Here is a 14,911-nt window from a genome sequence, read left to right as displayed (position 1 = left end):
GACGAATGTCATGCTCTCATTTTCTTCAGCAAGCCAATAGTTGAAGGAAGCTATAATGGCCGTTCACGTAGGCATAATTGATCAAGATCCCATTCGTTTGGTAACTCCTTTACTGGATGACCGAACCGTTAGTCGTCACATCATCTTTATTGGTGACGAATCCCAATTTGAAATGTATGAGCGTTTGAGCTCAGTATTGGCGGAGCGCGACATTACTGCAGAATTTTATGAAATTCCCAATATCGTCAATACGTCTGTTATCAAACAATCCATTCTCGGTTTAGCTAAGCAACTTAAAGAAAAGAATGTCGAAGTTAAATTGAATGCCAGTTGCGGCTTAAGACATCGACTGCTTTCTGTCTATGAAGTATTCCGTACCTTCCATTGGCCAATCTTCGTTGTTGAACCGAACAGCGATAAGATGTGCTGGTTATACCCGGAAGGCGCAACTGATGCGCAGGTACAAGATCATATCACCATTGGTGATTACCTCACGATTTTTGGTGCTCGTGGTGAATTTACTGACTACGATCTTCCCCCACAACTTGACAAAAAACTTTATGAGCTGGGTGAAAAATGGGCGAGTAACGCACTGGAATTAGGTCCGGGTCTAGCGACGCTAAACTACTTGGCAACCACGTGCCGAAAAGAACAGAAACTCGATGTTGAGCTTTCCGAAAAACAACAAGGTTATCGCGAACTCAATATGCTACTTAGCGATTTGGTAGAATCTGAAATAGCGACTTATGACAACGGCATTTTAACCTTTATCAGTGAAGATGCACGTCGCTTTTCCAATGGGGAATGGTTAGAGAACCTAGTTCATAGCACGGTCAAACAAATCCAAGACGATTTACCGACCATTCAAGACCGTTCTTTGAATGTTCAAGTATACCGTCAGCTTGGTGAGCGAGAAGTTCGCAACGAACTGGATGTCGCATCCGTTGTAAACAATAAATTGCATATTATTGAATGTAAGACCAAAGGTATGCGCGACGATGGTGACGACACTCTATACAAACTGGAATCGCTGCGTGACTTGTTAGGTGGTCTGCAAGCCCGTGCCATGTTGGTTAGTTTTAGACCGCTACGTCACAACGATATTACTCGTGCAGAAGATCTTGGCTTAGCACTTATTGGACCGGATGAGTTGAAGGATCTAAAACTGCATCTAACCAAATGGTTTAAAGGTGCCGGCGGTATCGATGAGAAAGCTCACCTTTCTTAAGCAGATAGAAACAGAAAAAGCTTGGCCATCGCCAAGCTTTTTTACTTTGATTTTGCGTTTACGCTGCAGCTTGTTGCTGCTTATGCTTTACCGACGCTTTGTGTTTCGCGCCAACAATGACAATACATACATATGCAGCAATCGTCAGGGCTAAAATAGCAAATGGCAACGCCGCCCAACCAAACCCATCTACAGCAACACCACTGATAACGCTACCAGCAGCAAAACCTAATGAGATGAAGAACATCATTAAGCCTTGAGTCAGACCGCCACCTACTACGGTCAAGCGAGCAGCAATCGCTGGTGAAATCATATCGGTAATAGTGATACCTTGCAGATAAATCAGGAACAAGCCTAGGGTAATAATGTAGTGCACACTCATTCCGGCTTCAGCTATCACGTAAAGCAAACCAATCACGACGATAGAAGCAATCGCTGACACTTTGAACAAGCTAAGGTTGCCGTAACGTGCCACAAAGCGCTCAGCCGCGATTAAGATAAACAGGCCCACAACTGACGCCACCGATAGGTTAGCAGCAGAGAGAGATTGCGCGACACCGTAAGCGTTTTCTAGTAAGTTCGGATATTGAGCCTGAAATGCCCCTTGTCCCGCACATAGCAAACCAACGGCAAGTAGGAACAAACCGAAATTTGAGAATAGTGATTTTGCTAGACCAACGTCTTCTTTGCCACCGATATCCGCTTCGGCACTCGCCTCAGCGTTATCCAGTACTCGTTGAGCTGCGGCTTTATTGGTAAACATGGTTATAACCAACAGCACAGCAACAATCGCCATCATAACGCCAAAACGTTGTTCGTAAGACCAACCTAAATCAGTGATATATGCCAAGGCTACACCAGATAATAAAGCACCAATGATAAGCGTTTGAGCCATACGGCCAAGCTTCATCGCTTCAGTTTTTGTATCGTAGCCCGCAAACGTAATAAAAACAGGGTTGAGCATAAGAAGAATAGCTGAGCCAACACCGAAACATGCAGCACCCATTAACATCAATGGAAAGCTTTCACCTGCGACGACAAAACTTGTCCCAGCAAGCAGATAACAGATCATACCGAAAAGCTGTGCATGTCGATGCGCTTTGTACTTATCAGCGAGGCCTCCAATAATTGGAGCGGCAAGACCCGCCATACCAAATACAGCCATTGCCAGACCCGCTTGAGTCGCACTACCAGTACGAGCAAGAATAAAGGAAGGCATTAACATAGGAATAAACACGATTTGCACAATGCCATAAGCAAAGTGCGCGGCAAACCAGCCCTCTAAGCCAAGTTTTTTCAACATGATCACAGACCTCAATAGATCATTACCCTTAGTGTTGTGGGTAATAAATTAAACCACAGCAAAAAGATCCGTTTTCTACTGAGCGAATAGCTAGCCCACGCCAAATCTAGGTAAATTATCAACTGAGTAAACACTCTGTTTGACCCGTTGTTAACCATAAAAATACTGGGCTTATTTATAGTGATGATAATATCAGCCTACCTACAAAGTCGTAATAGCCCAAAGCCTCCAGTGTTAAGCCCACACTTCTCTCAGCGTCAAGTTTGTTATACTCTAATCATGCTGACAGAAAGAATAGTTGTCATCTACCCAGTCGTGTTGGGTATATACTTTGCCGCTAATTATTAAGGTAGGAGTTTGCCTTATGAATCTCACCAAACTTAGAGTGTTTGCGTTAACTGCAGAGCATGGTTCATTGACCAAAGTTGCTAATATTATGGGTAAAACGCGCACCTCACTAAGTATGGCGCTATCCAGTTTAGAAGATGAATTGGGTGTAGAACTGTTTGAACGGACTCGTAATCGTCTGGTATTAAATGACGCGGGAACTGCTTTACTGCCCGATTGTCGAAACATCCTCAATATGGCAGAAAGTCTGTACTCAAAAGCCGAGCAGTTTCGACAAGGTGACAGTGACAAAATACGCATCGCCTATGACGACACACTACCGTCTTCATTCTGGCGAAAACAACTTGTTGCTTTGTCTGATGAATTTCCACATGTCTCCCTGACCGTAATCAAAGCCTCCAGTGCCGATATCCCGACACTCGTTCGCGAAAATCACGTAGATCTTGGCTATGGTTTGGTCTTTAGCTCAGGCGATGATCCTCAAGTTAAGGTTCGTGCTCTGCATCGTATTCGAATGATGGCGGTATGTTCCCCTAAGCATGAGTTGGCTAAACTCACCAACGTAACCAGTACCGACATCAGTGCCCACCGGCAAATCGTGCTTTCTCACCTGTTTGAAGAGATTCATCAAGACTTTCGCCCCATTTCGAGTAGCACAATGAGCTTTTCTAATTACCAAGAAGTATTGGATGCGGTTATCGATAATTTAGGTTGGGCGATCATTCCTGAGACATTGGTAAAACAAGAGTTACGCCAAGAACATTTAGTGGTCGTGAAGCATCCGAACGGCATGTATTTTGAGAGCTTTGGCGAGATGTCACGCCCGAACGATCATGCGGTAGAGACAAGACAAGCACTGATCGATGGCATCGAAGAAGGTATCTACGACTTGTTTTAACTATCCGCTTCCATAAACGAGAAAAGCCGAAGCAAATGCTTCGGCTTTTTCGTTTCTCGATTGGGGTAAATCGATTAAACGATGCGCAGACCGCCTTGAGCGATTGCGAAACGACGTGCACGAGTGAACGAGTACGCGTTTGTAATACCTTCACCAGTTGGACCAGCGATTGTGAACGTTGAAGTACCTTCAGCGTTGTAACCTACACCAGATAGTGTTGGACCGTTGTGTGCGAAGATAGTTGTGTTAATAGCACGACCGAACTTAGTTACGTTCTCGATATTGCCAGAGTAGATACATGCAGAGTGTTTGTTACCACGTTCCGCAGCAACAGCGCGTTCGATAGCTTCGTCGATGTTCGCACAACGAACAACTGGAAGTACTGGCATCATTTGCTCAACGTGTACTAGTGGGTGGTCGTTCTCAACAACCATAACCGCTAGACGAGTCTCAGACTCAACACCGATAGACTTAAGGATCTCACCAGCGTCTTGACCAACGTGTTGCTTAACTGGATGCCATACGCGAGCAATTTCTTGCGCAGTACATGGCTTAGCACCATCGATTTCATCCATAGTTAGGATTTGTGCAGTTAGCTTCTCAGCTTCTTCTGCAGAAAGAACGTAAGCACCCGTTGCTTCTAACTTAGCTAGGAACTCGTCAGCTACTGAATCTTCAACGAAGACTTCTTTCTCACCGATACATAGTAGGTTGTTATCGAAAGATGCACCGCCGTAAACGCCTGCCGCAGCTAGGTCTAAGTTAGCAGAAGCGTCTACGATTACAGGTGGGTTACCCGCGCCAGCGCCTACACCTTTCTTACCAGATTGTAGGATTGCTTTAACTAGACCTGGGCCACCAGTACCTACTAGCATGTTTACTAGTGGAGACTTAGCGATTTCGTTAAGAGTTTCTAGCGTAGGCTCTTTAACCATAGTAACTAGGTTAGCTGGGCCGCCTGCTGCAACGATAGTCTTGTTGATCATGTCAATCATTACCGCAGAAACAACTTTTGAAGATGGGTGAACGTTGAACGTTACCGCGTTACCAGACGCTAGCATAGAGATAGCGTTGTTAACGATAGTTTCAGTTGGGTTAGTTACAGGAGTAACAGCACCGATAACACCGTATGGTGCACGCTCTTCTAGAGAGATACCGTTGTCACCAGACCATACTTTAGTTTCTAGAACTTCAGTGCCCGGAGTCTTAGCAGCAGTTAGTTGGTGCTTAGCGATCTTGTCTTCAACACGACCTAGTTTAGTTTCTTCACGTACCATTTTCGCGAAGTCTTCAGCTTTAGCTAGAACCGCACCACGGATCGCAGTAAGGATAGCTTCACGGCCTTCTTTGGTAGAGTTAGCGTAGAATTCAACTTGAGCTTTGTGAGTTGCTTCGATTGCTGCTTCAACAGTTTCGAATACACCTTGTGCGTTATTGATATCGAATGACATTTTAATTACCTTCTGTAAAGTATTCAGTGGCGAGCCACTTCTACAGAGCAGGTTGATGACCTGCCCTAATCTTTAATTCATTAAGCGTATGTTTTCGCCGCTTCTTCGCCGTTAGCCACACGCAGTGTGCCTAGTACAAGTGCTTCTAGTTCAACTTCACCTGGGAACTTAGTTACCGGAGCAATGAACTCAACGCGCTTAGTGATTTCAGCTGTGATGTATTTGCTGTAAGCGATACCACCTGTTAGCAGGATTCCATCAACTTTCTCACCACCGAATACCGCGCCCATTGCCGCGATTTGCTTAGACACTTGGTAAGCCATTGCATCAGTGACTAGTTTGAACTCAGCGTCTCCTGCTTCCGCTTTCTCTTCGATTTCACGCATATCAATGCTACCTGTGTAGCTAAAGGCGCCGCCTTTACCTTGGATGAATGCTTTCATCTCAGCATGCGTGTACTCACCGCTGAAGCAGATGTCAATTAGCTCACGAGTTGGCAGATCACCAGAGCGCTCAGGAGTGAAAGGGCCTTCAGAAACCGCGTCGTTTACGTCAACAGTACGACCGCCCATGTGAGCACCAACTGTGATACCGCCACCCATGTGACACACGATAACGTTCACGTCTTCGTATTTCTTACCTTGCTGTTCAGCAAACTGACGAGCGATCGCTTTCTGGTTAAGCGCATGGAAACGACCTTTGCGTTTAATGGCTTTGTGACCAGAGAAAGCAGCTAGCTCAGATAACTCATAAGTCACTGGTGCGTCAGTGAAGAACGCTTCAATACCGTTCTCGTCTGCAATCTCTTTACCGATGATGCCTGCGAGGCTTGCTGGGTGTTGAATTTGTGCTTCAAGAAGATCAGCGATGACTGCATCGTCAACTTTGTAAGTACCACCAGCGATTGGCTTAAGAACACCGCCACGACATGCAATAGCACCTAGTTCAGACGCTTTAACACCAGCTTCTTCTAGTGCCGCTAGGATCGCTTCTTTACGGAATTCTTTCTGGTGAGCAACAACCGCGCCAAACGGTGCCAACTCTTCAGCACTGTGACGTAGTGTTTTCTCGAACAGCTCAGTAGTGCCTTCGAAAACACCGATTTTTGTAGAGGTAGAGCCAGGGTTGATAGCTAGAATTTTCATCACTTATAAACCTAATTTAGTTATTGCTATTTATGATTAAGCAGACGCTTCTGCGGCTGTTTTCTGTTGGCTCATTGCAGCAACAGAACAAGCAAGCGCGATAGAGACTGTCTTCTCTGCTTCGCCGTCAGCGCGAGACACAAGAACAACAGGAATACGAGCACCAAGTAGAACACCCGCCATGCTAAATCCAGCCATGTACTGAAGTGCTTTCGCAAACACGTTGCCTACTTCGATGTTTGGAACCATTAGGATATCGGCGTTGCCCGCTACTGGAGACTCATAACCTTTTAGGTTTGCAGCGTACTGAGATACCGCGATATCTAGAGAGATAGGACCAGAAACGATACAACCTTCGATTTCACCGTTTTGGTTCATTTTTTGAAGCTCTGCCGCGTCCATCGTCGCTGGCATCTTGTCGTATGGCTTCTCTTTCGCACATAGATTAGCGACTTTAGGCTCTTCGATACCTACAGAGTGCGCTAGGCTTACAGCGTTTTTGATGATGCCCGCTTTTTGTTCAAGCGTAGGCATGATGTTCATCGCTGCGTCGGTAAATACGTGGAAGCTGTCGCCACCTTCTTTGAATAGAACGCCAGCATGGCTAAGTACATTACCAGTGCGAAGGCCGTGCTCTATCTTTAGGACTTCTTTAAGTAGAACAGAAGTGTCAATAAGACCCTTCATTAGTAGGTCGCCTTTACCTTCTGCAATAGCTGAAACTGATGCGGTTGCAATTGCTTCAAGACCGTCGGCTTCGATGATCTCAAAGTTGGCTAGGTCAACATTTGCTTTCGCCGCTGCTTCGTTAATTAACGCGCGCTCACCAACAAGAATGACGTCTGCCATGCCTTCTTGGAATGCATTGTTTGCTGCATCAAGCGTTGCATCATCGTGCGCTGCCGCAACAACCATACGTTGCTTCTTGCCGAACTTTTTAGCTTGCTGAATAAAGAAATCTTTATTGTACATAGGGGCGATACCTTTTAATTAAGAAGAAGGAAACAACCTTCTTTTTATCTTCGATAAATATTCATCAAAGGGAGTAATCAATTATTGTGGAGCAATAAATTGAGACTATTTTTAACCCTTTCAAAGGATGGAATTAATCTATCTCAGGTATCGTCGAAATAAACTTCACTCAGAGTCAGGTTTTTTGACCGTTTTACGGTAACAATGATTTGACGATGAATAATTAAAACAATGAAGTATCAACCAGGGCTATAACTGGCGATCTTCATCACAAAAACAACTTATATTTTCGCGTAGAAAAATAGACTTTTTACTGTCCTAGCCTTAGGTAACACTACAAAGTAACCGAGTAATTTACTTTAGAGCGAATAGGTAACAATTACTGGTTATTGCCTTTATTAGTGGCATTTATGGATTGTCACGCTCTAATAACCACTTCAACACCAAAGTCAGAAAGCCACATTCATTCACCAGAGGAATGATTTTGCTTCCTGATGCAAGTTGTTATTTTTCGCTAGCGTAAGTTTTTTTGACGCTGAGTGATGTGCTTGGGGACAACGCCCAAGAATATACTCAACAGCAACAAATCAATACCGCATTCGAGCCTTTGTAGAGTCCAAAACTCCGTAAATAAATCGAATGTAACTTCATGATAATCATTGACTAAATAGTAAGGGTCGAAGATGACAATTCAAAACCGCTTAGAAGAAAGTGTAAACAACCTTAGCGTTGTTCTTGAAGAACAAAAACAACTACTTGCAGAGCACAAAGCTAACCAAAACTACGCTGAGCGTCTAAACAACCTATTGACTCCAACTGACGAGTTAACCACACAGGGCGACGATCTATTGATTGGTGGTTGTAAAGCGACTGACCTTATTGAACAATATGGCAGCCCGCTATTCGTTCTAAGCGAAGACACACTGCGTGGTAACTTACGCCGTGTGAAAAACGCCTTCGGGAACTACTGGCCAAAACCGGTAAACGTTATGTTTGCTATCAAATCGAACACAAACTTTGCGGTTCGCGCTATCTGTAATGAGGAAGGTGTTGGTGGCGACTGTTTCGGTCCCGGTGAAGTTGAAGCGACTCACATTGCGGGCGCTGATCCAAAAACTATCGCACTAAACGGTACAGTGAAACCTGAGCTTGCCATCCGCAAAGCCATTGAATACGGCTACGCTATCCACCTAGATTCTTACGAAGAGATCGAGATTGTTGAGCGTATCGCTCGTGAAGTGAAGCCTGCTGAGAAAGTACGTATCGCGGTACGCCTAAAAGTCATCCCTGAAGATTTCTTCAACGACTTCGAACCAGACGCTTACCCGTTCCCTAACTTTATCGGTGCGATGAAGTGGATTAAATTCGGTCTACTTAAAGAAGAAGCGAAAAAAATCATCAACCGCGTTAAAGAAATCGATATCTTCGAATTCTACGGCTTCCATACTCACCTAGGTCGCTTCTCTAAGCAGCCTGAAGGTTGGGATGCGCTATACCGTGAGTATGCACGTAACGTAATCGAGATCTCTCGTGAATGTGGTGTACAACCTTTCCAAGTGGACCTAGGTGGTGGTTGGCCTCGTGAACGTGAGCCAGAGTGTCGTAGCAAAGAGCACATGATGAACTCCAACACTATCGAAGATTACGCAAAAATCGTCTGTGAAGGTATGCTAGAAGAGTTCACTAAAGAAGGCTTCGAAGTTCCACAATTATGGCTAGAACCTGGCCGTTACATTGCAGGTAACATTGGTACTCTACTGACATCTGTATACGTCGTAAAGGACGACCAAGAGATGGATTACACTTACACTATGGTTGATGCATCAACCTATCTAGCAACGCTAGTAGAGTCTCAAGAGTCGAAGAACCCTGTACTACCAGCAAACAAGATGACACAACCTCTTGTTAAGAAAACAACAGAAATTGCGGGTCCAATCTGTATTCCTTCAATCTGGGAAAGCGCTGCAACAATGCCTGCATTAGAGCCAAAAGACGTACTAGCAATTATGGATGTGGGTCACTACGCTGAATCTCAAGCGAGTCAATTTAACTCACTGCCACGTCCAGCAACCGTGCTTGTTAAAGATGGTCAAGCTGAACTCATTAAGCGTGCAGAAACAGTTGAGGACGTATTCGCTACTCAAATCCTTCCAGAACGTTTTAAGAAGGCCAAAGCAGAAATCGCTAAAAAGAAAACCGCTAAAGCGTAAGCTTTAACGTATCAGGAATAGAAACCTCTCAATTGTCATATGAGCTGTTCTATTTAAAAGGCTTAGCTTATTGCTAAGCCTTTTTATTATCTAAACTTCCCGTCTACTAATTACATAAACCTACATTACTTCTCTATTGGGTAGGTTTTCCATTAATTATACCAGCTGTTTCCATCCGATCATTTAATAGAACCTACTTTAATCCAACTTAATATCACATAGATAGAGCCAATAACTGGCATTGAAAGTAATTTATATAAATTAACATTTCAAAAACATCATAGTTAACAAATAAACAAAGCTATTTGCAATTAATTATCGCTACTATTTTAGGAAAATAATATTGAGACATAGAGCAATATATAACACTACTTTGTACCTATTTAAGGTATATCCAAAAGGAGTATCTCTAGCTAACTTAAGTAACAGTTATCAAGTGAATGACTATCATCCTATTAGGTGTTTTTTGTTAATAATATTTTTAACAAAAGATTTTTTATTAATTTTAATAATTCACTTCTTGAAAACTTATCAGTGTGATTGCAGCCACGATGGCTGAAATATTAATTAGAAGGATGCGGGTTGAAATTTTATCTTCTTTCGATTGAACGAGGGAAGCTAAATGGGAAACGCAGATTGATTATGCTAAAAAAAATATGTAATAAACTGGGCATTGAGCTTTGGTTCTCCGCTCACCTTGCCTATGGCTTTGTCCAGCTTGTGTTTATCCCGATCGTAATGCCTGCGTTTGTCGCAGAGCGAACCGGCAGTTTTGCCAATGCAGGCTTAGCGATGGGCTTCTTCGGTGTAGCGGGTCTTGCAGCTCCTATTATTGGCTTATTAGCAGACAAATATAAAGCACATCGATTAGCTCAGTTTTTAGGCATGGTGGCGTATGTGATTGCCGGTTTCTGCTACATCGCTTCAGGCAGTGACTTTACGATGATGGCGATTGGCTCTATTTTCTTTGGTCTAGGTTCTGCAACACTATTAATGTTAAACCCCGTCTTTATCGCTTTCGCCGGTTATGACAATAAAACGGAAGCTCTCAAACTGGGTCGAATGGCACAAGCCGCTATTATAGGTACTTTGATTGGTGGTGGCGTGTTAGCAGCTTTAACCGATGGAGGGTTTGGCTATGAAACGAGCTTTTACACGATGATGGGCACCGTCGCTGTATTAGCCTTGATCACCTTTATGACTAATAAACAGGCTGGTCAGCGAGTACTTGATACCGCAAAAGCTCGCGAAGAAGCAGCGAAAGCTGAGTCTCAACAAAAAGTGAATCTGTTGAGTGTGCTGTTTTCTAAATTCGGTCTATTCCTTTTTGCTGTCGCAGCATTATGCGCAGGTCAAGGCGCGTTTCAAGCTCAATTCCCAAACTTAATGAAAAATGCGTTCTCGGTATCTGAAGCAGTCTCCGCCACCAGCCTATCAATTTCAGCAGTGCTGGGGTTAATCGTCGTCGTTATAGCCGAGCGCTTCTCAGCTAAATTTGGTCCAGCAGCACTATTTAGGCTGTGTACGGTAGCGTCTATTGTTGTTGTTGCAGCACTTTACTTTATTGCTGAGTTCCAACTCATACCAACCATTATTTTCCCTGTTGCGTTAGTCATCATTTATTTACAAGGTATTACTGTGACAGACATGTGCTCTCCAGCCGTCGCTTCCCGCTTAACAAGAGTTGGCGCTGGATATACGCAAGGGCTAATGATGTTCTTCATTTCCATCGGTTTTGCAACTGGCAGCGCGATCAGCGGCTTTACTGTCGAATCGTTTAGCTGGAGCGCATTACCCGTCGCCATTGGTGTACTAACAACAGTTGCCTTTGTATGTATTTGGGCCGTCACTCGTGACAACAAAGAAGCAAAACACCAAACCTCGACAAAACATGCTTAGCAAATTTGGCGATTTTTGACTAAAAAAAAGCCTCCATAACAGGAGGCTTTTCTAATTGAATCAATGCTTAAAGAAGCTTACGCGCAGCCTCTACAACCACTTTGATAGAGCGAGTTTCCGCTTGCTTCAACGTATCATGGTCAGGCGTTTCTTTCTGAGTACGGTTGATGATAACACCCGCAACACAGCCAGCTTTTAGACCAGAACTTGCGCACATAGTCAGTAGCGTTGCCGACTCCATTTCGAAGTTCAGTACGCCCATTTGTTGCCACTCTTCCATAGAACCTTGGAAACGACGAACAACACGGCCTGAGAAGGTGTCGTAGCGCTCTTGGCCAGGGTAGAAAGTGTCACTTGATGCCGTTACACCAGTATGAACCGTAGAACCCGCTTCAATTGCTGCTTCTTTCATTGCCGTTGCTACATCGAAATCGGCTACCGCAGGGAATTCCATAGGAGCAAAATGCAAGCTTGCACCATCTAGACGAACAGAACCAGTGGTGACAATCATGTCGCCAACGTTTACGTCAGATTGAATCGCACCGGTCGTACCAACACGCAAGAAAGTGCGAACGCCCAATTGAGCCAGTTCTTCAACAGCAATAGAAGTTGATGGACCACCAATACCTGTCGAACAAACAACAACCGTCTTACCGTCTAGTTTTGCACGGTATACTGTGTATTCACGTTGACTAGCCAAAAACTCTGGCTCATCCATTAACTCAGCGATCTTTTGAACTCGAGCTGGGTCACCTGGAATAATCGCTAGTGTAGCGCCTTGTAGATCTTCTTTATTTACTCCGAGATGGAAAACAGCTTGGGACATGGGGGACTCCTTTTGTCTCTTGGATATGTGGTAAAGCTTATAAGATCACGCCAAACATAAACGTACACAGATCACACTTTACTAATGTAACAGCATCAACATTTCAAATAAAAACGGTTTGCATCACACTTTATTGTCATATCGGTCTATAAATTACACGAATAACTCTTTGCTGTTCACAAAAAAACCGCCCTACAGAGGGGCGGTTTATTGATGGAATTATTTATAAATACAGCGAAGCTGAGTACTACATTCAATCAAATTTAGATTTATGACGCAGTAATCTCAGTGCGTTGAGGGTCACGATGGCGGTAGCGCCACTATCTGCCAAGACAGCAACCCATAACCCTGTAATACCTAAAAGACTAGTGACTAAGAATACGCCTTTTAAACCCAATGCTAACGTAACATTTTGCTTAATGTTACTGAGTGTTGCTCTTGAGAGTTCGATCATCACAGGAAGCTCACTCAAGCGGTTATGAGTCAAAGCTGCATCAGCCGTTTCCAGCGCAACATCAGTCCCCCCACCCATAGCAATACCAATATTGGCCGCTTTCATCGCAGGTGCATCGTTGATGCCATCGCCGACCATAGCGACACGACGACCTTGAGCTAACTCATTTACAAAGGTGACTTTATCTGCGGGCAACAAGCTTGCTTTATAATCCATACCCAGAGGCGTTGCTATCGCATGTGCGCTTCGCTCATTATCACCTGTCAACATGATGGTATCGATACCGAGTTTAGCGAGTTTTTCCACCGCTTCTGCGGTATCCGCTCTAACTTCATCCTGCCATGCAATGATACCTTTCACCGTGTTTTCTGTTGCCAGTACCACCACCGTTTTACCGCCATTTTCCAGCTCAACTACTTTATCCATCACCTCATCAGCAATGTCAAAAGTCACTTTAGATGGTGCGCTTAATATCCACTTACTACCATCAACAATACCTTCGATACCAACACCAACCAGCGCTTTTTTCTCTTGGGCTTCTGGAATAGTAATGCCACGCTGCTCTACGTGCTTAATCAATGACGTTGCTAAAGGATGATTTGAACCTTGTTCAATCGCGCCAGATAGCGCCAACACTTGCTCAGTATCCAAATCTGCTGTCACTACTACGTCAGTAACATGAGGTTTGCCTAACGTCAGTGTACCCGTTTTATCAAATGCAATAGCTTGAACGTTGCCTAACTGCTCTAACGCTGCTCCGCCTTTAATCAGTGCACCACGTCTTGTTGCCGCGGCAAGACCTGACGTAATCGCTGCTGGTGTTGAAATCACAAGCGCACAAGGACAAGCGATTAGCAGTAACGCTAAACCACGATACACCCAGGTTTCCCATGGCTGTGCAAACATAAGAGGCGGCGTGATAATTACTAGTAGCGATACCAACATCATTAATGGTGTGTACCAACGACTGAATTTGTCCAAGAATCGCTCGATTGGTGCTTTTCTCGATTCCGCTTCTTCTATGAGGTGGAGAATGCGGTCAATGGCGTTTTCACCTTGTTTGGACGTAACCGTGAGTCGCACAACTTTGTCTGCAAGGACCGCACCTGCCATAACGGTCTCACCGATATGGCGTTCGACAGGGAGCGATTCGCCTGTCAATGCACTTTCATCAAAGCTGGCGTTAGCATCCAATAACGAACCGTCGGCTGGCATACGATCACCAGGTGCAACTTCAATAATGTCACCGGGCACAAGTGCCGATGCACTCTTGGTTTGACGCACACCATCTACAATCACTGTAGCTTCTTCTGGAACCAAGGACATTAACGCTTGGACACCACTGCGCGCTCTAGAAGCAGCAAACGCTTCCAATCGCTCACCGATAAGAAACAGTAACAGAACCATTGCAGCTTCTACCGTTTCACCGAGATACAGAGCACCAATCGCCGCCACACTCATTAGTGTTTCAATGGCAAAAGGAGTACCAGATTTGGCAAGTTTCAATGCCTTTGAGGCAATAGGGATAAGACCAAGAATACATGTAAGCGTGAATAGCCATTCGCTTAACTGCGGCAAGCTGCCTTTAAACGCAGCAGCGATCGCCATACCGGTAGAGATAGCAAGGATATGAAAGTTGTCTTTTAAGGTTTTTTTCCAGCCTGTTAGTTGGTCTTGCGGCGCTCCATTGGTACTGCCATCTAGAGCGTTCAGAGTAAAGCCAGCATCAACAACGGCTGCTTCAACTTGAGTAAATAACGCAGCATCATTAACTCGAACCACCAACTTTTCAGTGGCAAACAGAACTTTAGAACTCACCACACCAGCTAACTTATTGGTTGCTGATTCCACTTTTCTGGCGCATGCAGGACAGTCCATCCCGACAACTTTCCAAGATTTTAATAGTCCAGAATCAGATTCACTTTTCCCACCGGAGGCGGCAGGTTCATCAGGTTCTGACGCACAGCAACTGCTCTCTGAGTCGCAACAATCCGCAGATTGCTCGCTAGAAATGGCCGTTACTTGTGCGATTTTTGGCGCGTTGCACGCATCACCCGCGGGACGAATAGCGTTGATAGATTGTGAGCTGCACGCTTTATGTTTTGTACACATGGGATTCTCCTTTGCTTATCCTACATCCCAAGTGTAAACCTTGGAGCTAGCTCCAAGGTCAAGAA

The 14,911-nt window shown here is 44.5% G+C and carries 10 protein-coding genes; 4 read left to right on the top strand and 6 right to left on the bottom strand.

Annotated elements, in window-relative coordinates; genetic code table 11:
- Nucleotides 1-55 precede the first annotated feature (55 nt).
- Nucleotides 56-1,228, top strand: coding sequence for a DUF1887 family protein (locus OH456_RS13120; protein ID WP_268679309.1), 1,173 nt, complete (start codon nucleotides 56-58; stop codon nucleotides 1,226-1,228).
- A gap of 58 nt (nucleotides 1,229-1,286) precedes the next feature.
- Here the strand turns inward: OH456_RS13120 and OH456_RS13115 are convergent, their stop codons facing one another.
- The gene (locus OH456_RS13115) at nucleotides 1,287-2,531 is read right to left on the bottom strand and encodes an MFS transporter (RefSeq protein WP_270033640.1); all 1,245 of its coding nucleotides are present in this window, start codon (nucleotides 2,529-2,531) and stop codon (nucleotides 1,287-1,289) included.
- Nucleotides 2,532-2,895: 364 nt separating this feature from the next.
- Between OH456_RS13115 and OH456_RS13110 the strand changes: the two genes are divergently transcribed.
- Nucleotides 2,896-3,777: a LysR family transcriptional regulator gene (locus tag OH456_RS13110; RefSeq protein WP_270033639.1), complete on the top strand. Its 882-nt coding sequence runs from the start codon at nucleotides 2,896-2,898 to the stop codon at nucleotides 3,775-3,777.
- Nucleotides 3,778-3,851: 74 nt separating this feature from the next.
- Here OH456_RS13110 and OH456_RS13105 read toward each other — a convergent pair whose 3' ends face one another.
- The 3 genes from OH456_RS13105 to OH456_RS13095 all read right to left on the bottom strand — a co-directional run bounded on the left by OH456_RS13105 (nucleotide 3,852) and on the right by OH456_RS13095 (nucleotide 7,345).
- On the bottom strand, nucleotides 3,852-5,228 hold the full coding sequence (locus tag OH456_RS13105) for an aldehyde dehydrogenase (RefSeq protein WP_006072975.1): 1,377 nt from the start codon (nucleotides 5,226-5,228) through the stop codon (nucleotides 3,852-3,854).
- A gap of 80 nt (nucleotides 5,229-5,308) precedes the next feature.
- Complete coding sequence (buk, locus tag OH456_RS13100) at nucleotides 5,309-6,373, bottom strand: butyrate kinase (RefSeq protein ID WP_270033638.1); 1,065 nt, start codon at nucleotides 6,371-6,373, stop codon at nucleotides 5,309-5,311.
- Nucleotides 6,374-6,409: 36 nt separating this feature from the next.
- Nucleotides 6,410-7,345: a bifunctional enoyl-CoA hydratase/phosphate acetyltransferase gene (locus OH456_RS13095; protein ID WP_270033637.1), complete on the bottom strand. Its 936-nt coding sequence runs from the start codon at nucleotides 7,343-7,345 to the stop codon at nucleotides 6,410-6,412.
- 683 nt (nucleotides 7,346-8,028) lie between these two features.
- Between OH456_RS13095 and OH456_RS13090 the strand changes: the two genes are divergently transcribed.
- Complete coding sequence (locus OH456_RS13090; RefSeq protein ID WP_006072972.1) at nucleotides 8,029-9,555, top strand: diaminopimelate decarboxylase family protein; 1,527 nt, start codon at nucleotides 8,029-8,031, stop codon at nucleotides 9,553-9,555.
- A gap of 642 nt (nucleotides 9,556-10,197) precedes the next feature.
- Nucleotides 10,198-11,454 (top strand): MFS transporter, encoded by a 1,257-nt coding sequence (locus OH456_RS13085; protein ID WP_270033636.1) that lies wholly within the window; start codon nucleotides 10,198-10,200, stop codon nucleotides 11,452-11,454.
- A 67-nt stretch (nucleotides 11,455-11,521) separates the two neighbouring features.
- Here OH456_RS13085 and udp read toward each other — a convergent pair whose 3' ends face one another.
- Nucleotides 11,522-12,280 carry a uridine phosphorylase gene (gene udp / locus OH456_RS13080; protein ID WP_006072970.1) on the bottom strand — a complete coding sequence of 253 codons (759 nt, stop codon included), beginning with the start codon at nucleotides 12,278-12,280 and terminating at the stop codon, nucleotides 11,522-11,524.
- Between the two features lie 253 nt (nucleotides 12,281-12,533).
- Nucleotides 12,534-14,846 (bottom strand): zinc/cadmium/mercury/lead-transporting ATPase, encoded by a 2,313-nt coding sequence (locus OH456_RS13075; RefSeq protein ID WP_006072969.1) that lies wholly within the window; start codon nucleotides 14,844-14,846, stop codon nucleotides 12,534-12,536.
- Between the last annotated feature and the right edge of the window lie 65 nt (nucleotides 14,847-14,911).

It is taken from the genome of Vibrio sp. La 4.2.2 (assembly GCF_027586995.1).
Taxonomy (GTDB): Bacteria; Pseudomonadota; Gammaproteobacteria; order Enterobacterales; family Vibrionaceae; genus Vibrio; species Vibrio mediterranei.
The sequence above is the reverse complement of the archived record's forward strand: the minus strand, read 5'-3'. Positions and strand labels throughout refer to the sequence as shown.